The sequence below is a fragment of the Candidatus Trichorickettsia mobilis genome (genome assembly GCF_034366785.1).
GTDB classification, from domain to species: domain Bacteria; phylum Pseudomonadota; class Alphaproteobacteria; order Rickettsiales; family Rickettsiaceae; genus Trichorickettsia; species Trichorickettsia mobilis_A.
The window spans coordinates 257,303-282,898 of sequence record NZ_CP112932.1 but is presented as its reverse complement, the minus strand read 5'-3'; the positions used below and the strand labels follow the sequence as shown (position 1 = coordinate 282,898).

Genomic DNA, 25,596 nt, shown 5'->3' with positions numbered 1-25,596 from the left:
ACTAAACAATTTAACTCCGCTAGTTCAAAGTCTGATTTATGCAACAAAACCTCAATTAATTGGCAACTGGCGTTTCTTTAGCCTATCATGGTATCTTCATTGAAACGTTCTAGTACCCCCTCTAGATCTACTTCCTTGCTTATAATCTCAAATGATGGTGCTTGTAAATAAGAGGTATGAAGTTGATTTTTTTGCTGTACAAACTTCCAGTTGAAAGATTCTTTATCTATAAAATTTATTACTTCTTGGTTAATAGTACAATTATCCTTCAGTAGACTTAAAAATTTTATAGCTTTTGCTTGATCATATGTCAACATATGCTGATAGTGATTATTTACCAGCTTAGAACCTATAATAGTAAAATCTCCATATAATTTCTCTGCTTTATAAGTTACATCATTAAATAAATTTACCATTTTTTCGCTATTGGCTGTTGCTATTTGTTCAAAGAAAGAAGTTATTATATTAATTTTTCCTTTATATAATGCTTCTTGCCAGCTTATCAGCGCTTCATCAGGAACAGTATTGAGTTTTATTTTCTCAATTAACGGCATTATAATCTGTGCTTTTAAACCATCATTAAAGTGATAACTCTCTATTTTTTTGTCTCCTAGTTCGGTAAAGATCTGAGTTATTATACCTTGAACTTTCAGAGTATATTTTCCCCATTCTTCAGACTTGATATTTCCATAAATATCGTAAAACCATTCAGTTATTGCCAATGAAGCTTCTTCTTTAAATGTATTGTTTATTTGGTTCATTGCTTCGTCTAGTATAGGATAAAATTCTGTAAAATTTTGTGCAGCGTAGTTAATTTGCTGTTTCTCCAAGATTTTGTCTTGCGCTACGTAAAGTATATTAATTAATTTGCCTAAATCACATAAATATAATTCACTTAAACAATGAATTAATGAATTATAGATCATTTCATCACCGCAAGTACGAGATATATAAATTACAGAGGCAAGTACTTGCTTAAAATCCCAGTTTTCTGACAAACGATCATGTACATTACGCATCCCAGATAATAGATCTACTACCTGCTGGATAGTCAATGAGGTAGACACATACCACTTATTATTACTCCACCCACTAAAATCCTTAGTTTTAAAAGTATTTATTTCTTCAGTTATCTGTTCTTCAGATAGAGGAAATTTTTCATATAGCAATTGTAAAATCTTTAACGCATTAATTTTATTAGGTTCATAACCATCTAAACGTTCATTACTTAAGTCTAGTTTATCTGCTAGTGCAGTTGAAATCAGATTTGCTGGTTCAACTGAGCCAAGATTACGTAACTCTTTGAGGATATTATCTGCGTTGTAATATGCGTTATCATATAAATGTTTTGCCTTATCAATCAGCCTTTGACCACTAGAATCTTTGAAATTGACATTAAATAAGAGCAATCCCTCAGTATTATGTAGTCTTGCTAATTCAATAATTAAATCCCATCGTTGATAATTTTGGTCACTTTGAGCTATGTCAGCAAGCTTATGTAAAATTAATGAGTCTTGTCCATGCAACATGTATCTCTGTTGAAATAGCCATTTTAACATTTCAGGATAATAAATAAAATATTCCGCTAAACCATTACCATTATCATCGGTACAATTTATTGAAAATGGATTATCTATATGTATGCCTTCTATAAAATATTTCAGAGAAGTATCCCACCACATTTTTGCATGAGCATGCAACAATCTAGTTGTTAAGTCATATTCTTTAACTATCTCCAAAAATAGTTTTTCTCCTAAGTATTTATATAGCAATGTGCCGGGATTATTAGTTTCATTACCTTGAGCAAAGTCTAAGCTTTGATTTTTTAATATAGCAGTTATTAAAGCTTGATTGTCAGACATTAGCGCATATTCCAATAAAGATTGTGTTTTATCAGACGATATTTGCACTTCAGTATTTACATTAGCTCCTTTATTTATAAGTAATAATGCTGCTTGCGGAAAGGTTGTAATTACTTGTCCGAGATCAATATTGTGCTTTAATATTTCAGAGGTAAAAACTTGGTTTTGTAATAAAATGTCAATAAATTCCATATCTTTAGAGTTTATTGCAATTTCAATTATATTTTGGTAATAATTTATACCGTTGCTTATAGTCAATTTTGAAGTCAGGACACTTAATTTAGGCTTAGTTAATAACTCTAGCGCAGTTGTAAAGTCTCTATACTCTATTGCATAGATAAGTAATGGAGTATAAATAGAACAATTCTTACTTAATGGTGTTACAACTACTTGGTTACAATCTAAATCATCTCTTTCTAATAAAGCATCTATAATAGCTCGCTGGTTATGCTCAATTGCATAACCAAGCAATGGTTGTTCGCTTTTAATTGAAACATTTATATCGGCACCTTTTTTTATCAGTAATGGAGCTATTTCAGGAGCGTATAAAATTATATTAGTAAGATTAAGGTTTTGTTCTAATATTTCAATCCCAATTATTCTTTGTTCTCCTTTGTAAAAAATCAATCCTTTGGAATTAATAGCTGTTTTAACTATACGGTCATTAACCTCATGGTTTCCTTCAGTATGTAAAAAATTTACAATTTGTTGTTTTATTATTTTATATTTTGATAGATATTTATTAACTTCTGGAAAACTGTGTTGAGGTAGAGCTAAAGTATTTTGATGATTTGTGTTGCTTGTATTAAATGTATTATGTTGGTCGCTAGTTACAGGAACAATATTTTTTGACATAATAATAATAGCCTTAAGTTATATAAGAGCATTAAATAATAATTAGTTAATGCTATTTATAAAATGGTAACATCATAGCATTTAAAGTAAAGATTTAGTTGTTATTTAATTAATAAGTTAATAAATAGTACGCAAAATTGTAACTAGTGCTCTTTTTATCTTAGTAATACGAGCTGCTAGAAAGTTGTCGGTATAGGTTAAGTCGATAGGTAATGGCTTTTTTGATACTGTTTGTGATCGTTCTGGTTCTTGAAAATACCTTCGATATCCTTCCGGTTCAAAGCTGGATTCTTGCTTTTTCAAGTTAATGGCATCGAGAATGTTGTGAAATTACATTAACTATAGGTTCTGTAAATAATTTATTGAAATTTTTTATGATGAGTTTAGGCTCTGTGAATAAAATTTTATGGAGATTATTTATAGTGGTTTTTAGTCGAAAAATAGAGAATGTTCAATGAACTGTATCAAGTTTAAAGAAAAATAAGCGATATGAACGTCGTCGCAAGCCAAAACGGGCGAAGCAATTTAGTTAAACGTTTATTTCTGGATTGCCACGGCAACGTAATGGTCTCAACTTTAATAAAAATTTAAACCAAGATATTTAAATTTTTATCAAATCGTAGCTGATCCATCTTTATAAGGTATAATTCTTTCTACTAGGGCTATCACCAAGGAGCCTAACAGCTCCTTGTAGATGACACCTTGTGTAGTATACTAACGTTCAAACTTAAAAATTTGTGAACGTTCATAATAAAAATATACAACCAGTTATTACTATAAGCTGAATGCTAAAATAGCAGTAAAAATAGTCATATAGCTTAACGAACCTCAATTGCATTAACAATGGTTTTAAGATTATTATTTTCTATGCCTAATGTTTTGGAGGTTGCTAAAACATCATTGGAGAGCCCTTGAAGTTCTATCAATGATGTAGTAGTATCACCATTTGATCCTTCTACGCTCTTTGAGACAATAGTTGCTGTACCGGCAACACCAGGCTCTTTAAGAATGACAGGAGATTTGTTACGATAACCAGAAGCATAAGCTTCCATGCCATTATCCAGATCAATTTGAGTGGCAATTGGAATTCTATATAGTTTTTGACTAGTACCATTATCGTAAATAGCAATGAAATTACCATTTTCATCAATGTTGACATCTACTAAAGTTCCAGCGGTATTACCATTTGCATCAAACATTAATACATTATCAGCAGCTACGACTTGTCTAATGCCTTCTCGAGATCCAGTTCCAACAACGCTTCCTGTACTTCCCCAATCTATAGTAATACTACCTGGGGCGCTGCCATTTGTCCATTCCGCTAGAAAAGGAGATGCTAAATCTCCTATAGACTGCAGTGCGCCATTAGGTTCAAACGTTAAAGTTCCAGATTGGAGAACGCCATCTGGTCTAGTCGTTTTAACTTCAAAAGTACCATCCTCACTTTTGATAGCACTTATCTCTACTGTCCAACGATTTTCACCAAGTCGAGCAAATTTGGCGAGGAGTGTATGTTGCCCACCCAAACTATCAAATACTACAAATGAATGTGAAAAGATGCGATCTGCTGAATGATTTCCACTAGATAGACCTAATTTAGAATCACTAGCACTATAAGTAGCAGCAAATAGCTCTTTTTCTTGATTTAAACTTAAATATTCAAAAGTACGGCTGTAATGATCAACACGGAAATTTTGACCAACGTCTGTACCAAGAGCGCCGTAAGTTGCCATGCCCACTATTTCATCACCCGTAGTAGCAACACCAGCACCAGCATCTACTACTTCAAAGGTAACAAAATTAGGTGCGCCACCTGCTAAAGCTGCTGCATTTGGTACATCAACTATTTTATATATCATATTATTTCGTACAGTAATGCCATCAATTGCTAATGGCGCTGCTAAACCAGTAAGACGGATAGAGTCACCAATAGTGTAATTATGGCTTGGCATAAAGAGTTTTATTCGATTTGAGCCAGCTCCTCCAGTAGTTACCATAACGTTGGTATTAAAGTTGATTCCTCCTACAGGAAAACCAGCGCCATCACCAACTTTACGTACGGTTACTGGACCAGCAGGTGCAGCACCGGCAGCAGCTATTATCGCAGTTGGAGTGATATCAAAAGTGTTTGCTCCAATGGCATTTACTACATAATAGCCATCTGGTACAGTAATATCATCGCCAGCTGCTGTAGCCTTAAGTCCAATTCCAGAGATATAGACTATGTCTCCTGCGTTAATTAGAGCACCACCAGCAGCTCCAACAAAGCCTGGAGGCATAGTAATAGTCACATCTCCAACACCACCACCACCAGAGTTTGCTGTTGCAGCATTGCTAAGTGGATAACTGCTACCAGCTACTTTTTGCCAAGTATAGCCACCTGGTGGTGCGTTTAATATAGTTCCATTTGCTGGTTGTACTACAAAATTTCCAGGAACAGCATCGATTAAGTTAATCGTAAATTGATCGCTAGATCTGCCAGTAACCATATATATTCCGTCTGGGGTTTGAGGATTGCCTAATCCCATAATTTTTACAAAGTCACCTTCTCTCAAATCATGTTTAGGAGAATCAATTATTACAGTTGCTCGTCTTTGTTCTTCTGGAATAGCTAATCCACCAATAGCTAAAGGAGCACCTATAACTGCTCTAGAAAAAGATCTTACTCCTAATGACTCACCTTTAATTGCAAATGATGAGGTTGCAAGTAATGAATGTATATTAACTGAGCCTGATGTTGAATTAAGTTCAGCAAAAAGCCCAAATGTGTCTTTAGTAGCATTAACTTTATCGCGCAGCATTTGAAGAGTTGAAAATCTTTCGCCATCTAATGCCGGGTTAGCAACTCCAGCTATATTAACTAAACCTAAAGTTTCAACCATGTTGCTGCCAAAATTTTGAAATTCAACAGCTGAATTTCCATCTTTTGGTGCAATAACTAGTCGGTCGTCCTTAATTGTAGTAATTAGATCAAGGGATTTTAACTTTTCTCCAAGAGACTGCAAACTATTAAATTCATTCTGACCAGTATTAGCATTATTACGAATAGCTTTAAAATTAATCCAATCTCCACCGCCCACTCTCACTCTAATGCCTGTATCCACCTGCAACTCATTAGCATTAGCAGGAACACCTGGTACTATTCTAAATTGACCACCAACAGTGTTAGTTCCATAAAAATTAGTTTCAGATATTTTTTTAGATATGGATATTCCACCATATACAAAAGTCTTGCTAGCATTTGGGTCGGCAGTAAGAGTAAATTTATCACCCATAGTAAGACTACCAGTGCCAAGAATTTCAGGCATTAAAATCTCATCAATTTTGATTGAAGCATTGATGCCGTTTTTATTGACTTTAAAAATTTCTCCAGCTCCTTCTAGCACGGTTTTGTTTGCATTTAAATTTGCGCCAACTGTTATCTTATCACTAGCAGTGGCCTGTGAGCTGCTGCCACTAACATTGATTTGCTCTAAAGATTCCAATAACGAACTATCGGTAGGTAGATTTCCTGTTGCATCCAATTTCCATCCAAGCATTACACAACCGCTAGGATTAAGCCAGTAGCCTTTATTGTTTAATCTGAATGAACCATCGCGTGTATATAAATTGGCATTAGATGTAGCGCTCTCTTTGACCACTAACATACCTTTGCCCTGAACTGAGATATCAGTGGCAATACCAGTGTTAACTATAGCACCTTGTACATTTATAGTACTTCTATTGTTTGCAGTTACTATAGAAGCTTTTCCGGTAACAAATCGAGTAAATGAAGTGGTATCTTCTTTGGCGGCGTTAACTCTGTTGTTTTGGATATTTCTGGTTCCTGTTTTACTGGCGTCCATTAGCAACTTTAAATAATTATCCGATTTTGACATACATACTCCTCCTTAAATCAATATAACTAACGGTGATATCATCAGCTTCTTAAAAAGCCATTATAACTAAAAGATCAGCATAAATCGTGCCAAACTCTTTAGCAAGACTAAAATTAGTCTGAAGTTGTAGTAATAATTACACAAGATTTTAAGATACTATCATAAATATCATGTAAAACATTAATAAACTAGCTGTATTCTTTAATATTTTCTTGAAGAAATTACTTGACTAAATGTGAGATATATTACATTCTCCATGTAGTACCATTAAATCCCAAATATACCCAATTTTGAATGCGGATAATAATGATTTTGAAGTTGTTTAGTTTAATGAACAACACGTGTTGAGTTTAAGATAAAGAGACAATATGAACTGCCTTTGAGACCGTTCTTTGTGTCTGAGCTGAGACCACGTTAGTGGTCGCAGCAATCCAGTTAATATTCTTATTTCCTGGATTGCTTCGGAAAGCTTTCGCAATGACGGTTTATATCATCTCTTTTCTTAAACTTGACGCGTATGGTTCTTTGAACACTCTACCTTGTTATTCCAGCTTCCAGCTTTGGGATATTATGTAATTATATGATTAAGAATTTATGAAATAATTAAGATAAGTGTAAAAATACTACAATTTGTATGATTCTGTAAAACTAATGACCATAGTTAAAAAATGAATATTTTTTTATCAAAATATATTAATAACCTTGATAAAAAGAGCAGGGTCTCGGTGCCTGCGAGTTATAGGCTTGTGTTATCCGGGCAAAATTTCAATGGAATTATTGCGTATCCATCATTCAGAAATAAATGCATAGAAGCTTGTAGTGTTGCCAGACTTGAAGCTCTTAGTCAGGTTATTCAAAATCTTGATCCATATTCTGAAGAGCGAGATGCTTTTGAAACTATAATTCTTGGTGAAGCGGTACAGTTAGCTTTTGATGGAGAAGGGCGAGTGGTATTACCGAAATCATTGCTTGAGCATGCTGAAATGGAAGAGCAGGTATGTTTTGTTGGAAAAGGAGTGGTTTTTGAAATGTGGCAACCACAAAATTTTGATGCTTATTTGGTGGCTGCAAGACAAATTGCACAAAATAATCGTTTAACATTAAAGGATAGACCTGTTGCATAAGCTAAAAATGGAGATTTTTAGACAAAATGCAGATGAGGTAGAGGTCTGATGTGTAATAAAATATGTTAGCTCATACACCAGTGTTATTAAACGAAATGATCAAGTATCTTGCTCCAAGAGTCGGTGAGAATTTTTTAGATTGTACGTTTGGTGCCGGAGGTTACAGCACAGCGATTTTGAATAGCTGTGAATGTAAGTTGACGGCTATTGATCGAGATCCTGCCGTGCAGGAATATGCTGATAATTGTTATCGTGAATATAAAGATCGTTTTAAATTTATCAATAGTAGTTTTGCTGAAATAGGCAGTATTTTTACTGGCGTTAAGTTTGATGGCATAGTTGCAGATCTTGGCGTATCAAGTATGCAACTTGATATGAGTGCACGTGGCTTCTCATTTGCTAATGATGGGCCGTTAGATATGAGAATGAGTAGCAAAGGAGAAGACGCGGCTGTTTTTATTAATAACGCCAGTGAAGCTGATATTGCTGATGTGATTTATCAATATGGTGATGAGCCTTATGCTCGAAAGATAGCAAGGTCAATTATTAATGAACGTAAGATTGACCCAATAACCAATACAGCGAGATTAGCTAAGATAGTGCGTAGTAGCGTAGGTTTCAAAAAAGGTAAGATTGATACGGCAACTAAAACTTTCCAAGCGATTAGGATTTATGTCAATGATGAACTTAAACAATTAAAAATTTTATTGGAACAGTCGTTAAAGCTGCTAGCTCCTAACGGCAGATTAGTAATTGTATCATTCCATTCTTTGGAAGATCGTATAGTTAAAGATTTTTTGAGAAGCAATTCAGTGAAAATTATAGCTAGGTCAAAATATGCTAAACTAATGATAAATGAAGCTCAAGATTCAGAATTTTTAAGAATTTTGACTAAAAAACCGATTTCACCGCTAAGAGATGAAGTTTTAATTAATCCAAGATCTAGATCAGCAAAACTCAGAGCAGCAATAAGGATAGGAGCGGGTAATGATCATACGAGTATTTAATTGTGTAGTTTTTGCTATATGTTGTGCTACCGTTTATGGGTTGTTTATCATCAAGAGTCAAGTTAGGAGTTTTTGTTATCAGATTGATGAGCTAAGTAAGCAAATATCAGAAGAGAGAGATAAAGCTCATATGTTAAAAGCAGAAATGGCTTATTTAACATCGCCAGATAGACTGCGTCAGCTATCTAGTTATCTTGGTTTAGATAACGTGCATAGTCACCAGATGATCACAGATCCATTGCTACAGACAGTTGATACTAAAACAAAGAAACAATATGCGGTAGCAAATTTAAGTACAAAGCATCATATTAAGTGGCGTTATAAGAAGGCTCCAAGCAAGTATATACAACGCGTTGTTGCAACCAAAATTGATAATTATGGACGTATTCAATAAGCTATATCAATATTGGTTACAGATCAAAACTTGCTTGTGCAGGAATGGTAGAGAGTGCTGGAATGACAATCAAGGTTTTAGAAACGACACAAACCAGAAAAGCATATATCAGATTATCTTTGCGTGGGATTTATATGATAATAGTGCCAGATTCAGAATTATAATAATTATTGCTGTTTTTGCTCTGTGTTTTATCGGTTTAATTTATCGTTTAATAATTGTAACCAATAGTAACTATGTCAAATCTAATGAATATTCGGTTAAAACTAATTTTAGAAAGGAGATAGTAGATCGTTACGGTAAGGTACTAACGATAAGCGTACCTTCATCATCATTATTTGCATATCCTGCTAAGGTAACTGATCCACGACAGTCATTAAATAAATTGTCTAAAATCATTCCAAATCTAAATATAGAAAATTTATTGCTTGAATTATCTAGTAATAAAAATTTCATTTGGATAGCGCGTGATCTTAGTCCAGCAATACAAACTGAGATTACTAATCTTGGGTTACCGGGATTTGGTTTTGAGCGTGAACAAAAACGAGTTTATTTGTTTGGTCGAGTACTTTCTCATATTATTGGTTATGTAGGTAGGGATTTAATTGGACTTGCAGGATTAGAAAAGAAATATGATCAATTCTTACGAAATGTTGAACAGGTAAATGGTGCTAATAATGCTAATGCAGCATTAGAATTATCTGTAGATGTCAGGTTACAGACGATCTTAAGCGAGGAATTGGAGTCTACTATACAGCAATTTAATGCGGTTGGCGGTGCAGCAATTGTTGCAAACCCTCATAATGGAGAAATTCTGGCAATGGTATCTAAACCAGATTTTGATCCTCATCATCCACAGAAAGCAACTAATGCTCAACTATTTAATACAGCAAGTCATGGAATTTATGAAATTGGTTCAGGTTTTAAGTCTATAACGATTGCCATTGGACTAGATACTGAGGCAATAACTGTCAATGATGCCTATAATATTAGTTATATGCGAGTAGGGCGCTTTGAGGTTAAAGATTATCATCCCAGAAGCGGTTGGCATAGTGTTGCCGAAATTTTTCTACACTCTTCCAATATTGGTACTAGTCAGATAATTCTTGAGATTGGTAAGAATAATTTTAAGAAATATCTTAAGAATTTAGGTCTGCTAGAGCAATTAACTATTGAATTGCCGGAACGCGGGACGCCACTTTTTCCTGCTGATAGTCGTTGGACTGATTTAAGCTTGGTAACTATGTCTTATGGTTATGGAATTTCTATTAGTCCGCTACATTTTGTACAAGCAATGTTACCGGTGGTAAATGGTGGTTATTTATATCCATTAACTTTAATTAAAAAACAAAATGATCAGATTAATGGGAAAAGGGTATTTAGTGAAGAAACTTCCAGGCAAATGCGAAAATTGTTACGTTTAGTAGTAAAAGAGGGGACCGGAAAAAGAGCAGATGTCAAAGGTTATTTAGTTGGCGGCAAAACTGGTACGGCTAATAAGTCTGTTGCTGGGCGTTATGTACAAAATAGCAGAATCTCATCATTTTTTGGGGTGTTGCCGGCATCAGATCCGCAATATGTTGTTTATGTGATGCTTGATGATCCAAAGGGCAATAAACAGACCTCCGGACATACTACCGCCGGCTGGAATGCTGCGCCGTTAGTGAATAAAATTTTTGAACGGATGGTGGCTTTATATGGACTCAGTGCGATTGACGAAGAAAGTTCGGAAGTACAGAATATATTAAATATAGATTATAAAATTGACCATGAAATATAAACTGCAACAATTGTTTAAAGAGTACAATATCATAGGCTTGAGCTTTGATTCAAGAAGCGTTAAACCTGGAGATGCTTTTTTTGCTATAGTTGGAGAACATGTTAATGGTAATCATTATCTTCAACAGGCCTTTAATGCTGGAGCGCAGTTAGTAATTACTGATGATCCGGAGCAATTATTGGATCAACGAATCGTCTGTGTTGATGATGTTAGAATTGCTTTAAGTTATGCTAGTAGTATTTTTTATCCTAAAATTCCAGAACATTTAATTGCAGTTACTGGTACTAATGGCAAAACTTCAGTAGTAGCGTATATACGCCAATTATTTGGCTTACTTGGGCAGCGTAGTGCTAGTATTGGCACATTAGGAATAGAATTAAATAGAGAAATTAATAATAACATCGATACCAAAGGGTTAACTACAGTTGACGTGCTAACTTTTCGTAAAATCCTTAATGATCTAGCTGATAACAACATTAATTATGTAGCATTTGAGGCATCTAGTCATGGTTTACAGCAAAAACGCATCTATGACATTCCAGTTATTGCTGCTGGTTTTACAAGTTTTTCACAAGATCACTTGGATTATCATCTCACTATGGATGAGTATTTAAACGCCAAGCTAAAGTTATTTACTGAAAATTTATTGCCTGATGGGATTGCGGTAATTAATGCTGATATTGTTAATATTGATTTTATTAAGTCATACTTAAATGAGCAAAAAATTCAAGTAATTACTGTTGGAACAAGCGGAGATGTTAGAATTATTAAAGCAAATTCTACAGTTAATAGACAAGCAATAGAATTTTCTTATTTAGGTGAAATATATAATATTTATACAGAGATCATTGGGAGTTTCCAGGGAATTAATCTGCTGATTGCTGCTATTTTAGTTCATCAAGCTGGTTTTGTTTTTGCAGATATAGTCAAAAAATTGCCGCTAATAAGAGCTGTGCGTGGCAGGCTTGAACGAGTGACGGATAAAAGTCATTCATTCCATATATTTGTTGATTATGCTCATACTCCTGATGCTTTAGCAAACTCTTTGCTTGAGCTAAAAAAATTACTTACCGGCAGCGGTAAGTTAAAGGTAGTATTTGGTTGTGGCGGTAATCGTGATCAGTTAAAGCGGCCAATTATGGGAAAAATCGCAGCTGAGATTGCTGATGTAGTAATCATCACTGACGATAATCCAAGAGACGAGGATCCTGCTGCGATTCGCCAAGAAATTTTAGCTGAGGCAAAATCAGCAATTGAGATTCCGAATCGTAAACAAGCAATAATTGATACAGTTAAATGGTTGCAAGCAGAAGATATATTATTGATAGCCGGTAAGGGGCACGAGAATTATCAGATTATTGGTAATCAGGTAATAGCAATGGATGATGTAGAAATAGCAAGACAGGCTTTGGGATTGAAGGTGTAGCTTATATCAAAATGTGGTTATTCCGACTTGTAGAACGTCACTCCGATAGCCAAATGTCATCAGTGACCACAGGTTGTCAGTGATTACAGGTCATCGTGTGACAGCCAAGGTCATCCTGTACACTCGGGTCATCCTGTACACCCAAAGTCATCCCGAACTTGTTTCGGGATCTGTTCAGGATAATTCGAGATGACCTTGAGTGTCGGGATACCTTAGGTGTTTAGGGTTATTTAGCATCTCATGAAGTCCTGACGTGGTAGTGAACCTCATGGTCTCCAAAAAGGTAAAGCTGAAAGTAAAATAATAATAATATTGTATATATGTTCACTGTAGATCTAGAAGAATATCGTGTTGGAGATGTTGCTATATTACCCATCGATGTGGCAGAAGGGCCTATAGAATTTGATGTTTATAGTAGCAATGATGAAAATCTAGAAATAAATTTTCTAAAAGCCGATACACAAGCAGTAACCATTGATAAAATCATCATAAAGTTACATAACTTGTTACGTTTGAAATTTGTGCAAAAAGCACATGAAATCAAAATCAATGATCTCACTTTGCACTGTGCAGGCATTGAGTATTTTGGTGGCGCAGAAGTAGAGAATCTAAATATATTTACTAATCAGCCTCATATAGAGCTTTGGGGGAATGTAGCAAATAATGTTAAAATTATGCGACTGCCAAATGAAGATGAGGAGATAATTAGAAAATTACTTCCAGGTATAGTAATAATTCCTGGATGTGGAGAATATATCCTCGATCCACAACGAAGTAAGGCAATACAAAGCTTAAACGAAATCAAAGAAGAGCTTCCTAATACTAAGTGGATTGCTCCTGTCGCAGCATGGTTTGTAGATATTCTCAACATAAAAAACTGCCACATACGTCCAGGAGTAGAAAAATCGCTGGAAGAAGGTGGTGATCCTAACTGGAGAGTGGGTGAATATGATCGCACATCTGCTCATCAAATTTCGCATAATGGGGATAGTATAGTAAATTACGGAGGGTCGATTAATGATGAAAGTGTAGTAAATTATTTAACTACTGCTAAAGATCATGGTTTTAAGATTATGTTCTATCCATCAATTATGGTAGATATGCCTGGTAAACCATGGCGTGGACATATAGGTGTAGATGGAGTTCCAGAAGATGTAGAGCCTTTTTATGAAGAATATAGAAAATTTATTATCCATTACGCTAAATTAGTACAAGGTAAAGTTGATGCTTTTATTATTGGTTCTGAGCTAGTTGGGCTTACTAGAATTCATACTTCGGATAACCAATTTCCTTTTATAGAAAAACTAATTGAACTTGCCCGTGAGGTTAAAGCAATATTAGGAGCAGATGTCAAGATCACTTATGCTGCAGATTGGTCTGAATACCATAGTGCTGGTGGAGTTTTGCGTCCGCTGGATGCATTATGGGCATGCGAAGCAATAGATTTTGTTGGAATCGATGCATATTTTCCCCTGACTGACTCACGCAACTCAATGATTAGCGTTGAAGAGATCAAACATGGTTGGCAAAGTGGAGAAGGCTATGATTATTATATTGGAGAAGATGAACAAAAACATTCTTGGGGGAATGAGCTTTGGAATGCTTGGAAAAACTTAAAGCATTGGTGGAGTAGCGAACATTGGGTAGGAAGTAAAAAAACCTCTTGGAAACCAGAAATGAAACCAATATGGTTCACCGAATTTGGCTTCCCGTCAATTGATAAAGCTTCTAATAAACCGAACGTATTTTTTAACCCTAATACTCAAGATAGTGGAACACCGACTCATTCTACTGGTAAAGCGGATGATGATGTTCAACGTAAAGCTTTAAGAGCAACATTAGAATTTTGGCAACACTCTTCTTTTGTCCACAATATGTTCGGTTACTGTTTGGATGCAAGAGGAAATGGTTGGCATAAGGAAGAATACACAGATAGCAATTTATGGACATATGGGCATTGGATCAAGCTTGGGCAACAAGGAATCAATTTATTATATGAAAACTTCAGAACAAAGACTGTAGCCATCACAATGCAACATCATGCAATAGAGAAGCAACAATTAAAACAAATTTAAGAGGGAGTGTATGATTTGGTCAGCTAGTCAGCTATCTGAGGCCTTAGGGGTTATGGTAGATAATTCTATTAAGACGGGACAGGTGCAATTTAATTCGCAAGATGTCCAAAAAAATGACTTATTTATTGCGCTAAAAGGTAATCGAAATGGGCATGCTTATGTTGAAGATGCTTTTGCTCATGGAGCAGCGGCAGCGATCGTAAGTGAAACAATACCAGGGTTGTCGTCAACCAAAATTATTATGGTAGATGATACAATGGATGCGCTCTATAAATTGGCGATATATAAACGGCAACATTCAAAAGCTAAATTTATTGGAGTAACTGGTAGTGTAGGCAAGACTACTACTAAGGATACGATAAAAACCATGCTTGGGGCTATGGCATGCGTTTTTGCCAGTCGTGGCAATTTTAATAATTATTTAGGCGTACTTATTAATTTAGCTTCACAACCAGACGATGCCGAATATGCCATTTTTGAAATGGGGATGAATCATGCTGGGGAGATTCGAGAACTTACTAAAATAGTCAAACCAGATATTGCAGTAATTACCTCAGTATCTGAAGCGCATTTGGAGTTCTTTAATTCCGTACTTGATATAGTTGATGCAAAATGTGAGATCTTTGAGGGTTTAACTGCTAATGGAACGGCAGTAATTAATTTAGATAGCAAGTATTATGGTCGTATGATGTTAAATATTGAGCGATTAAATATAAAATCAGTTTATAATTTTGGGAAAGCTCAAGCTGCCAATGCCAGACTTAAAATCTATGAAAAATTAGGAGAAAATGTGCGGCTAGTATATGTGGTCAATGGAGTTGAGGTAACAGTAACTATACCTTTTGTCCCAGAGCATTATGCTAGAAATTTTGCTGCAGCTTTTATGGTAATTTCATTACTTAAGCTTGATCTAGACATTGCTGCCATGCAATTATCGCAAATAGAGCTTACTGTTGGGCGCGGCAAAATTATTAAAGCTCGTTTTGGAGAAAAAGAATGTAGATTGCTTTGTGATTATTATAATGCTAATCCCGAATCATTAAAAGCTGCTTTTAGCTATTTGCAGCAGCTTGAGAGCAATAAGAAAATGGCTATAATCGGTGATATGCTGGAACTAGGAGATACTGCTGTTCAACTACATGAAAGCGTGGTTCCTGCACTTATTGATTCTGGAGTAAGAAAAGTGATATTAGTAGGACCAACTATGCAACGGTTAAAAATTTTATTACCTGATTCTATAGAGTCAGTTTGTTTTGATAATGTTGATTTATTATGTGAAGAGCTTTCTAATTTAATAGGAGGCGATGAGTTAATATTAATCAAAGGGTCTCGTGGTATGCGTCTTGAAAAAATTGTCAGTTGTTTTAAACAAGTTCATAATTTAATTGATGGAGTTAGCAATGCTGTATAATTTACTTGCACCATATGCCAGTAAATTTCATATTGCTAATTTATTGCATTATATTACTTTTCGTAGTGGGATGGCTGCTCTCATCAGTTTAATTATCTGTATTACAGTAGGGCCGATATTAATCAGATATTTAAGGTCCATTCAGAAATACGGACAACCAATAAGAGGAGATATACCAGCTGCACATCAAGCTAAAGTAGGTACTCCTACTATGGGTGGAATGATGATTATTATTGCGGTAATTATCTCTACCTTGTTATTGGTAGATTTAAGTAATCGATATATATGGGTAGTATTACTGGTGTTTGTTGGTTTTGGGATGTTGGGATTTATTGATGATTATGCCAAAATTACTAAAAATAACCATAAAGGAATTAGTGGTAGAGGAAAGTTATTGACGCAAACTGCTATTAGTGTAATCGCTTGTATTTGTATCCAAACTATATCTCAACCAGAATATGCTCATCATCTTGCATTACCTTTTTTTAAAAATTTGTTAATTGATCTTGGATATTTTTATATACCATTTTCGATATTTGTGATTGTTGGCAGTTCCAACGCCGTTAACCTTACTGATGGATTGGATGGTTTGGCTATAGTGCCGATTGCGATTGCTGCCGGCTCTTTTTTAATAATCAGTTATGTTGTTGGTAATAGTTTCTATGCACATTATTTACAAATTATTTATGTTCCTAATGTTAGTGAATTAAGTATATTTTGTGCCAGTATTGTTGGTGGTAGTCTAGGATTCTTATGGTTTAATGCGCAACCGGCAGAAATATTTATGGGCGATACAGGTAGTCTTAGCCTTGGTGGGGTGCTTGGAGTAATCTCGGTAATTACTAAACATGAGATAGTATTGGGGATAATAGGGGGAGTATTTGTCGTGGAAACGTTATCGGTGATAATTCAGGTATATTATTTCAAGTTTTCCGGCGGTAAACGAATATTTAAAATGGCACCATTGCATCATCATTTTGAGAAAATTGGCTGGCCAGAATCAAAGATAGTAGTAAGATTCTGGATTGTTGCGATGATATTTGCACTTGTTGGGTTATCTTCGCTTAAACTAAGATAAGGTATACTCGTTTTAGTTGAAGAATTGGCGTTGTCGCTTGCAAAGATCTGCGGTGCTCTCGTAATAATCTACGCTGCGCTCCTCGATTTCACAGCTCCTCGCTCTTCTTCAACTAAAACTTCGTCTGCAAACTCTTCATTTATGAGAGGCATATATGTTTGGACAAAATCCTAAGAGATCAGTAGTTACTGGTGATGGTAGTAGTTTAGAGCTCAAGAGTATTTTTAAAACTTTACAAGGAGAAGGGCCTCTTGTTGGTATGCCTGCGGTGTTTATCAGACTTGGCGGTTGTAATCTTGCCTGTAAATTTTGTGATACTGATTTTGAAGATTTTCAACGCTATGAGCTAGAGCAGATTATACAACAGGTATTGGCATTAAGTGTTGATGAATATGGAGCTACTATAGTTAAATTAGTAGTAATTACTGGAGGTGAGCCTTTAAGACAGCCAATAGAATTATGTTGTCAGAAATTGATCGATTTAGGATTTACTGTGCAAATAGAAACTAATGGCACATTATATAGGGCATTGCCTAAATCTGTGCTGATAGTATGCTCACCGAAAGCAGGAGCTAATGGATATTCTAGAATTCGTGAGGACTTATTACCTCATATTAGTGCAATTAAGTTTTTGGTGGCTAAAAATATTCAAGAGTATAGTGACATAGCAGAAGTAGGGCAAAGTAAATATAATATACCGGTTTTTATCCAACCGATAGATCAAGAGAATCTGGAAATAAATAATGAGAATACTAAGCTGGCTTTAGAGTTGGCTTTACGTACGGGATGCAGAGTGTCGATGCAGTTACACAAGATTTGGGGAATAGAATAAATTTCTTTGTATTACTTCATCTGAGAGGTAATTTTGTTGTCAAATTTAGTAAAATAAAGAAATTTATTAATAGTATGAGACACAGGTTATAACATGAAAAAAAAAGCAGTAATATTAGTTAGTGGTGGTGTTGATTCTTCAACAGTATTAGCTATGGTATCACAGATGGATTATGAGATTTATGCTCTAAGTTTTAATTACTTACAGCGCCATCATATTGAGCTTGAGAAAATAAAAAAATTAATTAAAAACTATAAAGTTAGTCAACATAAAATAATTAATATTGATTTACGGAGCTTTGGAGGATCAGCATTAACTGATGATACTATTGCAGTACCAAAATATAAAGACGTTAAAGAACTTGCTGATGATATTCCGGTAACATATGTACCAGCTAGAAATACAATATTTTTAAGCTATGCGTTGGGATTTGCTGAAATTATTAAAGGATATGATATCTTTATTGGAGTGCATGCAACTGATTATGCAAATTATCCAGATTGTCGACCAGAGTTTATTAAGAGTTTTGAAGTAATGGCTAATTTTGCCACGGCAATTGGAGTGCAAAAGTCACAAATAAAGATTCATGCGCCATTAATTGATATGACTAAAACTCAAATTGTAGAGGCGGGTCTTAAATTAGGTGTAGATTATAACAACACGATATCATGCTATGAGCCGACATCTGACGGATTATCTTGTAGAGAATGTCATGCTTGTTTGATAAGATTACAGGCATTTGCCGAGAATAATATGATTGACCCAATAAAATATATATAGGTAACACGGAGTAATTTGTGATTGTACAATATTTATATGGCCCTTTTCCAGTAATTGAATTAGGTGATATAGTGCTCAGAGAATTAACTGATGAAGATGCTAAAGATTATTTTAATTATATGAGCAGACCAGAGATGACGGCTTTTTTAACTGAAGCAAATTGCCCAGCTACTATGGAACAAGCTTTGGAAGAAGTGAGATATTGGGGTAATTTATTTCGTAACAAAAGAAGTTTTTATTGGGGAATTGCGTTTAAAAATACTAACCAATTAATTGGTACGGCAGGGTTTAATATTATTTCGCCTCAGAATTTGCGAGCAGAAATTAGTTACGATCTTGATTATAATTTTTGGGGTAAAGGAGTAATGCTAAAATCTATTAAAGCAATTTTGAGATTTGCTGATTTGGCGTTAGGTTTGGTCAGAGTGCAAGCAACGGTAATTATAGATAATGACCGTTCAATTAAAGTATTAGAAAGATGTGGTTTTAATAGAGAAGGGTTGCTTAAGAAATACGAGGTAGTAGAGGGTGAGCATAAAGATTATTATATGTATGCTCGAGTGCTTTAACCGATTAGTTGGTGTTAGTCTTTAAATTTATTATTTTTAGTAGTTGAGTTGAGAGAGTACGATGGGTATTAGTGCTAATCAGAAACAGTGGATTTTCATTGAGAGTACAGAAGATGTTAGAGTTAGCGTGCAACCTGAGTTTTATGCTGAAGGCTCTAAAATAGAACAGAACTCCTTTGTTTGGTTATATAGTATTAGAATTGAGAATCTTAGTGAGATTCCTATTCAAGTTGTCGGGCGCCATTGGCAGATTTTTGATGCGAATGGCAAAATGGAGGAAGTTAAAGGAGCTGGTGTGGTTGGGCAACAACCGATAATCAAGCCAAGAGAGGTATTTGAATATACTAGTCAGGTACGATTATTTTCTAGCTCAGGCTTGATGTTAGGAAGATATTTTGCTGTTAACTTAGCTACAGAACAGGAATTTGTTATTAATGTTCCGGCGTTTTCTTTAGATATTAATAATGATGTACGCAAAATTAATTGAGGTTATAGTTGTTTACACATTAATGTCATCCCTAACACACAACGTCATTCCGAACTTGTTTCGGGATCTTATGAAATTCTGATGAGATCCCGAAACAAGTTCGGGATGACGTTGTGTGTTAGGGATGACGTTGTGTGTTAGGGATGACGTTAGGTATTCGGGATGACATATGTGTCTGGAGTGGCACATACGTTTGAGTTAACTGTTGTGTGTTCGGGATGACTATAGTGCTAATTCAACTTAAATGATAGAGTCTTTCGGACAATTATTTAATCAGCTCAGTACCACTGCAAATTTTTAGAAAATTATTATTAGTATGTTTCAAGTCTTAATCTATATTTTTTATTTATTAATTAACTTTTGTTGTTTTGCCAGCAGTACTCCTATAGCAACTGATTTGGATGATAAGCTTCCGGTATATCTTAAAATTGATGAATCTGACCTAGAAAATAACAATAGCTTAAACATTAATTGGTGTGAAACAAATACTACTAATTATTGTCGTACTCCTAATCGTGATCTCCAGCTAAGTGGTCAGAAGATCACCAAAGGTATTACTATAGAGCCTAAAATTGAAGGTGAATGGCGTTTTAGTGATAATAATTATGGCATTACTTTTATACCAAAAAATTATTGGCTGGTAGGTAGCAGTTATAAAGTTACCATTGATAAAGGAATATTACCTTATTTTCTATCTCTTAACCAATATACTATCAATTTTCAAACCAAGCCATTATTACCAAGGATTCCAGAAATGCAATATCTTCAGGATCCTAATGATATAAATAAAAAATTTGTTCAAACTAAATTAATCTTTAACTATCCGATTGATCAAAAATCTTTACAATCCAGTCTAGTATTTTCTAGTAGTTTAGGGCCAAAGACCTTACCATTTTCCACGGTTTTTAATAATGATAATACTGAAGTTAATTTGGTAACAGAGATAAAAGCTTTAGAAAAAGAAGAAAAAATAGTTTCTTTAGTGATTAAAGAAGGATTGAAACCTAATTATGGTGGTACAGCACTTAATTATGACGCAATTAATGCTGAATTAAAAGCGCGAGCGCAGAGATATAGTTGGTCTAGAGAAAGTAAGCCATATTACCTATACAAAGAACAAGTGTTGATTCCAAATATTTATTCCTATTTCAAAGTTACTGCAGCGGAGATTAAAATAATAAAAAATGATCAATACATACCAGAACAAATACTAATTATACAATTAAATGCTCCTGCAACATCTGCAGAAGTAAAAAAGAATTTAGAATTAGTTTTATTGCCGCAAGATAAGCCAGCGTCTTTTGTTGGTGGTTTTAGTAAAAAAGATTATCAATGGCAGAGTATCGCTGAAATTACTAAAGAGGTTTTAGAAAATAGTCAAACTGTAGGGTTTGAGGGTTTGCCAAATGCAACTGAGTATTCTACCGTACATAGCTTTAGAGTTGCCAGTATCTCAGGACGATACTTGTTATTCAAACTAAAACAGGGAATGAGCTCTTATGGAGATTTTGTCTTAGGTAAGGATTATAAGCAGGTAATAGCGTTACCAGATTTTTCTAAAGAGATTAAGATTTTGTCAGAAGGTTCGATATTATCATTATCTGGTGAGCATAAATTATCGATTTATTCTTTAGGAATAGATAAATTACATGTAGAAATTGGTAGAATCAATCCTAATAATATCAATCATTTGGTTAGCCAAACTTATAAATATGGAAAATTTGAGAATCTAGTTTTTAAGAATTGGGAATTTAATGAGTATAATATTGCTCAAATATTTGAAGAAGATATCACCTTAAATAATAGTGAAGAATATCTCCCTCAGTATTCTACTTTAGATCTAAGCAAATATTTAACCGAGAAAAATAAAGCAGCTGATAATAAGGGCTTATTTTTTGTCAATATTTCTTATGTTGATCCTAAATCAAAACAAACAATATCTGATAAAAGACTTATTCTGGTTACTGATATTGGTTTTATGGCAAAAACAAATCAAGATGGTTCGCAAAACATATTTGTTTCATCTATTCGTAAAGGCGCTCCTTTAAAGGGAGTGAAAGTAGGAGTTATTGGTTTAAATGGGCAAGAGATAGCAGCAGGAGAAACCAACAGCGCTGGCTATTTATTATTACCTTCATTGAGTGGTTTTAATAAAGAAAAGGCCCCTGTAGCATATGTAATGAAGTATGGTAATGATTTGTCGTTTATGCCATATGGCAGAATTGATAGAGAAGTTAATTATTCAAAATTTGAGGTCTCAGGAATATTGACCTCGCCAGAAGGGCTAAAAGCTTATTTATTTTCTGATCGTGGAATCTATCGACCAGGAGAGCAGGGTAATATTGGTATCATTATCAAGCAGGCTAACCTACAAAATAGTTTTGCAGGATTACCATTGGAATTAGAAGTCACAAACCCACGGGGACAAATTATTGATAATCAAAAGATCAAGCTTAATCAGGAAGGTTTTGTTGATTATGTCTTTAAAACACGAGATAGTTCACCGACCGGGAATTATAATATTTTTCTTTATATTACTAAAGATGGGTATCGTGGAAGTTGTCTAGGCAGTGTTAGTGTTCGAGTGGAAGAATTTATGCCAGATCGAATGAAGATTACTTCCAGCTTTGCTATAAATTCACAAAAACTATGGGTGAAACCTGAAAGTTTGATAGCAACAGTAGATTTAATAAATTTGTACGGTACTCCGGCTATAAAGAAAAAAATTGCTGCCAAAATAAATTTAGTTCCAACTGCTATTACTATCCCTGGATTTAAAGATTACAGTTTTTATAGTGGCATCAGCAGTGATAAGGATTTTATTCAACAATTAAATGACACTTTAACGGATGAGCAAGGGAAGGCAGATTTTGTCATTGATTTAAAAAACTATAAAGATACAACTTATCGGATGAACTTTATCGCCGAAGGTTTTGATACTGATTCTGGCCGTAGTGTAAGTACAATGAAATCGATTATGGTATCGTCTTTACCATATGTGCTTGGGTTAAAAGCAAATGGAGATCTAGAATATATTAATCAACAAGATAAACGACAAATTGAATTTATTGCGATTGACAGTGAAGCTAAAAAGATAGCTACTGCAGAATTAATGCTGCAATTGAAAAAGATAGATTATGTTAATAGTTTAACTAAACAGAATGATGGTAGCTATGCCTATCAATCATTACTAGTAGAGAGTTTAGTTGATCAAAATTCTATAAGTATTCCGGTTGCTGGGTACAGTTATAACTTACCTACTAGTAATGTTGGCGACTATGTAATCTATATTATTGATCAAGATCAAAATAAGCTAGCTCAAACTAATTTTACTGTAGTAGGAGAAGGTAATGTTGCTGCTAAATTAACTAAAAATAATATTCTTAAAGTTAAAACCAACAAAACAGACTATAAAGCTGGGGATGAGTTAGAGGTAAACATTATCGCTCCATATACTGGCTATGGGTTATTAACTATTGAAACTAATAAAGTTCATAGCTTTAATTGGTTTAAAGCAAATAGTACTAATAGTGTACAAAAAATAAAAATTCCTGAAGATTTTGAAGGTAAAGGATTTTTGAATATCCAATTTATGCGTTCACTAGAATCAAAAGAGATTTTTATTAGTCCTTTTAGTTATGCCAGCGTACCGTTTACTGCTAATATTGATCGCAGATCGCAAAAGATCACTCTTAATGTGCCAAAAATAATTAAGCCAGGAAGTGAATATATAGTGGAGTATAGTACCAAGAAAGCTGGTAAGATAGCAGTATTTGCTGTAGATGAGGGTATCTTATTATTTGGTAAATACAAAACTCCAGATCCAATTAGTTATTTTATCAAAAATCGAGCGTTAGAAGTCAATACTAGTCATACATTAGATTTAATTCTACCGGAATATTCAATGTTAAAAATGAATGCGGCAGTAGGCGGTGATGGTTTCATCAATGATGGTAAAAATCTTAATCCGTTTAAGCGTAAAGATCAGCCGCCAGTAGTATTCTGGTCTGGAATAATTGATTCATCGATGACTCCACAAAAGCTCAAATTTAATATTCCCGATTATTTTAACGGCACTTTGCGAGTAATGGCAGTAGCGGTAGCAAATGATGCTGTTGGTAGTACTGAAGCTACTTCTATCGTGCAGGGGGATTTTGTTATTAATCCCAATATTCCATTATTTGTTGCACCAAAAGATGAATTTATTATGCCGATAACCATAGCCAATAATATTACAGGTTCTGGCAACGCTAAAGTTAAGCTGATGATTGAAGCTAGTGAACATCTGGAAATTATCGAAAAACCTGCGGATCTATTGATCAACGAAGGCAAAGATAATACAGTTAAGGTTAAGGTTAGAGCAAAAGATAAATTGGGAGCAGCTTCAATACAAATTACCGCAATCTTAAATGATAAACGCGCTATCATTACTACGAGTACTAGCGTACGTCCAGCATCACCAAAAATGACCATTGTTGATACTGCTTATGTTAATGATAAACAGGCTGATATTCCAATATCACGAAAAATATATCCTGAATTTAGTCAAGTTGATTTATCTGTATCGTCACTGCCTATAGGGATTATTAATGGCTTGCAGGCATATTTATCAAATTATCCTTACGGTTGTACTGAGCAGATAATTAGCAAGAATTTTCCCAATGTTTTACTATATGACCAAAGTAATTTGGTAGCGATTAGCAATGATGCTCGTAAAGAGTTAGATAAAACTCTAAATGAAGTATTTATGTTAATGCGTGAACGACAAAATTATGATGGTAGCTTTAACGTTTGGGGTAGATTTGGCGATAATGATGATTTTATCTCAGTATATGCAATGCATTTTTTAACTGAAGCTGCGGCAAGAAATTTACCAATTCCTGATGATGTATTCAAATCAGGGATGAATTATTTAAAAAATATGGCTAATAGGTCGATAAATTCTTTAAATGAAGCAAGAGAAAAATCTTATGCTATGTATGTATTAACCAGGAATAATGAGATTACTACTAATTATTTAGCCAATGTTATTAATTATTTGGAATCAGAATATAAGGATAGTTGGCATAATGATTTAGCGGCAGTCTATATTGCAGCTAGTTATCGGATGTTACAAATGATACCTGAAGCTAATGGATTACTGGATAAATTTACTGTGGATGCAAAAATGGACCAGCTTAGCGTAGAATATAATTTTTATAATAAACTAATAAAGTACTCGCAATATATATATTTATTATCGCAGCATTTTGGTGAAAGATTGAAGAATGTCGACAAAAAGATAGTTTATGGTATTGCCAATTTAATTGCTGGGTCAAATAATACCATAGCATCTTCATATGCAATTATGGCAAGCGTAGCTTACACCAATGCAGTAGATGACAAGGCTGCAGAAAGTTTTAAAGTAACAATGTATGATGAACAGGGTAATCAACAAACTCGAAATTTAAGCAATTACTTAATAAAGACAGCAGCTAATTTACAATCGGCTACTAAATTGACCTTATCTTCTGACATGCCAGGATTTTTTTATCAATTATTAACTAGTGGATTTGATCGTGAACTAAGTAAGGACGAATCTATGAGTGGTCTTGAGTTGCAAAAACAATATTTGGACGAGCAAGGTAAAGAGGTGCAAACAGTGCAATTGGGTGATATTGTTAATGTATTGGTTACCATTAGATCTGGGAGTGATCGAGATTTAAGTAATATTGCTGTGGTTGATCTGTTGCCGGGAGGTTTTGAATTACAAAATGTCGTTGATCAAAAAACCATAAGCTCACCATGGAATGTTTTTTATGTCGATCGTAGAGAAGATAGAATTATAATGTTTGGCACTGCTTCAACGCAAGCAGCTCAGTATAAATATCAAATAAAAGCAGTAAATCGAGGTAATGTATTGATTCCAGCAATTTATGGTGAATCTATGTACATACCAACTATTTATTATAGAGGTGGTACAATAGGCAATCTAATAATCGAATAGATCGATAAATGTTCAATAAACCATACGTGTCAAGTTAAGGAAAAAGATGATG

The 25,596-nt window shown here is 34.4% G+C and carries 15 protein-coding genes; 13 read left to right on the top strand and 2 right to left on the bottom strand.

The window, feature by feature from the left end:
- Window positions 1-77: 77 nt before the first annotated feature.
- Together Trichorick_RS01215 and Trichorick_RS01210 are read right to left on the bottom strand one after the other, a co-directional pair.
- Window positions 78-2,717 (bottom strand): hypothetical protein, encoded by a 2,640-nt coding sequence (locus tag Trichorick_RS01215; protein WP_323738453.1) that lies wholly within the window; start codon window positions 2,715-2,717, stop codon window positions 78-80.
- Between the two features lie 818 nt (window positions 2,718-3,535).
- Window positions 3,536-6,595 (bottom strand): flagellar basal body FlgE domain-containing protein, encoded by a 3,060-nt coding sequence (locus Trichorick_RS01210; RefSeq protein WP_323738452.1) that lies wholly within the window; start codon window positions 6,593-6,595, stop codon window positions 3,536-3,538.
- Window positions 6,596-7,263: 668 nt separating this feature from the next.
- On the opposite strand from Trichorick_RS01210, the gene Trichorick_RS01205 reads away from it, so the two are divergent.
- From Trichorick_RS01205 to Trichorick_RS01145, 13 genes are all read left to right on the top strand, one after another.
- On the top strand, window positions 7,264-7,719 hold the full coding sequence (locus Trichorick_RS01205) for a division/cell wall cluster transcriptional repressor MraZ (protein WP_323738451.1): 456 nt from the start codon (window positions 7,264-7,266) through the stop codon (window positions 7,717-7,719).
- Window positions 7,720-7,781: 62 nt separating this feature from the next.
- On the top strand, window positions 7,782-8,726 hold the full coding sequence (gene rsmH / locus Trichorick_RS01200; protein ID WP_323738450.1) for a 16S rRNA (cytosine(1402)-N(4))-methyltransferase RsmH: 945 nt from the start codon (window positions 7,782-7,784) through the stop codon (window positions 8,724-8,726).
- Window positions 8,707-9,120 (top strand): cell division protein FtsL, encoded by a 414-nt coding sequence (gene ftsL, locus Trichorick_RS01195; protein WP_323738449.1) that lies wholly within the window; start codon window positions 8,707-8,709, stop codon window positions 9,118-9,120. Before rsmH ends, ftsL begins: the two co-directional genes overlap by 20 nt.
- A complete protein-coding gene (locus tag Trichorick_RS01190; RefSeq protein WP_323738448.1) occupies window positions 9,104-10,900 on the top strand; it encodes a peptidoglycan D,D-transpeptidase FtsI family protein in 1,797 nt (598 codons plus the stop codon). Before ftsL ends, Trichorick_RS01190 begins: the two co-directional genes overlap by 17 nt.
- On the top strand, window positions 10,890-12,326 hold the full coding sequence (locus Trichorick_RS01185; RefSeq protein WP_323738447.1) for a UDP-N-acetylmuramoyl-L-alanyl-D-glutamate--2,6-diaminopimelate ligase: 1,437 nt from the start codon (window positions 10,890-10,892) through the stop codon (window positions 12,324-12,326). The genes Trichorick_RS01190 and Trichorick_RS01185 overlap by 11 nt, the downstream gene beginning before the upstream one ends.
- A 320-nt stretch (window positions 12,327-12,646) precedes the next feature.
- A complete protein-coding gene (locus tag Trichorick_RS01180) occupies window positions 12,647-14,401 on the top strand; it encodes a baseplate megatron protein TIM-barrel domain-containing protein (protein ID WP_323738446.1) in 1,755 nt (584 codons plus the stop codon).
- A 10-nt stretch (window positions 14,402-14,411) separates the two neighbouring features.
- Window positions 14,412-15,812, top strand: a complete 1,401-nt coding sequence (locus Trichorick_RS01175) for a UDP-N-acetylmuramoyl-tripeptide--D-alanyl-D-alanine ligase (RefSeq protein WP_323738445.1) — start codon at window positions 14,412-14,414, stop codon at window positions 15,810-15,812.
- Entirely contained in the window at window positions 15,802-16,890 is a 1,089-nt protein-coding gene (gene mraY / locus Trichorick_RS01170; RefSeq protein ID WP_323738444.1) for a phospho-N-acetylmuramoyl-pentapeptide-transferase, read from the top strand. Before Trichorick_RS01175 ends, mraY begins: the two co-directional genes overlap by 11 nt.
- A gap of 154 nt (window positions 16,891-17,044) precedes the next feature.
- Window positions 17,045-17,722 carry a 7-carboxy-7-deazaguanine synthase QueE gene (locus Trichorick_RS01165; RefSeq protein ID WP_323738443.1) on the top strand — a complete coding sequence of 226 codons (678 nt, stop codon included), beginning with the start codon at window positions 17,045-17,047 and terminating at the stop codon, window positions 17,720-17,722.
- A gap of 93 nt (window positions 17,723-17,815) precedes the next feature.
- Window positions 17,816-18,502 carry a 7-cyano-7-deazaguanine synthase QueC gene (gene queC, locus Trichorick_RS01160; protein WP_323738442.1) on the top strand — a complete coding sequence of 229 codons (687 nt, stop codon included), beginning with the start codon at window positions 17,816-17,818 and terminating at the stop codon, window positions 18,500-18,502.
- A gap of 17 nt (window positions 18,503-18,519) precedes the next feature.
- Entirely contained in the window at window positions 18,520-19,071 is a 552-nt protein-coding gene (locus tag Trichorick_RS01155) for a GNAT family N-acetyltransferase (RefSeq protein ID WP_323738441.1), read from the top strand.
- 61 nt (window positions 19,072-19,132) lie between these two features.
- Window positions 19,133-19,558, top strand: a complete 426-nt coding sequence (apaG, locus tag Trichorick_RS01150) for a Co2+/Mg2+ efflux protein ApaG (protein WP_323738440.1) — start codon at window positions 19,133-19,135, stop codon at window positions 19,556-19,558.
- A gap of 316 nt (window positions 19,559-19,874) precedes the next feature.
- Entirely contained in the window at window positions 19,875-25,544 is a 5,670-nt protein-coding gene (locus tag Trichorick_RS01145; RefSeq protein WP_323738439.1) for an alpha-2-macroglobulin family protein, read from the top strand.
- Window positions 25,545-25,596: the final 52 nt, after the last annotated feature.

Coding starts and splice junctions, on each gene's coding strand:
- mraY (WP_323738444.1), top strand. CDS start 15,802: ATGCTGTATAATTTACTTGCACCATATGCCAGTAAATTTCATATTGCT.
- Trichorick_RS01180 (WP_323738446.1), top strand. CDS start 12,647: ATGTTCACTGTAGATCTAGAAGAATATCGTGTTGGAGATGTTGCTATA.
- queC (WP_323738442.1), top strand. CDS start 17,816: ATGAAAAAAAAAGCAGTAATATTAGTTAGTGGTGGTGTTGATTCTTCA.
- Trichorick_RS01215 (WP_323738453.1), bottom strand. CDS start 2,717: ATGTCAAAAAATATTGTTCCTGTAACTAGCGACCAACATAATACATTT.
- Trichorick_RS01145 (WP_323738439.1), top strand. CDS start 19,875: ATGTTTCAAGTCTTAATCTATATTTTTTATTTATTAATTAACTTTTGT.
- Trichorick_RS01210 (WP_323738452.1), bottom strand. CDS start 6,595: ATGTCAAAATCGGATAATTATTTAAAGTTGCTAATGGACGCCAGTAAA.
- Trichorick_RS01165 (WP_323738443.1), top strand. CDS start 17,045: ATGTTTGGACAAAATCCTAAGAGATCAGTAGTTACTGGTGATGGTAGT.
- ftsL (WP_323738449.1), top strand. CDS start 8,707: ATGATCATACGAGTATTTAATTGTGTAGTTTTTGCTATATGTTGTGCT.
- rsmH (WP_323738450.1), top strand. CDS start 7,782: ATGTTAGCTCATACACCAGTGTTATTAAACGAAATGATCAAGTATCTT.
- Trichorick_RS01185 (WP_323738447.1), top strand. CDS start 10,890: ATGAAATATAAACTGCAACAATTGTTTAAAGAGTACAATATCATAGGC.
- Trichorick_RS01175 (WP_323738445.1), top strand. CDS start 14,412: ATGATTTGGTCAGCTAGTCAGCTATCTGAGGCCTTAGGGGTTATGGTA.
- apaG (WP_323738440.1), top strand. CDS start 19,133: ATGGGTATTAGTGCTAATCAGAAACAGTGGATTTTCATTGAGAGTACA.
- Trichorick_RS01190 (WP_323738448.1), top strand. CDS start 9,104: ATGGACGTATTCAATAAGCTATATCAATATTGGTTACAGATCAAAACT.
- Trichorick_RS01205 (WP_323738451.1), top strand. CDS start 7,264: ATGAATATTTTTTTATCAAAATATATTAATAACCTTGATAAAAAGAGC.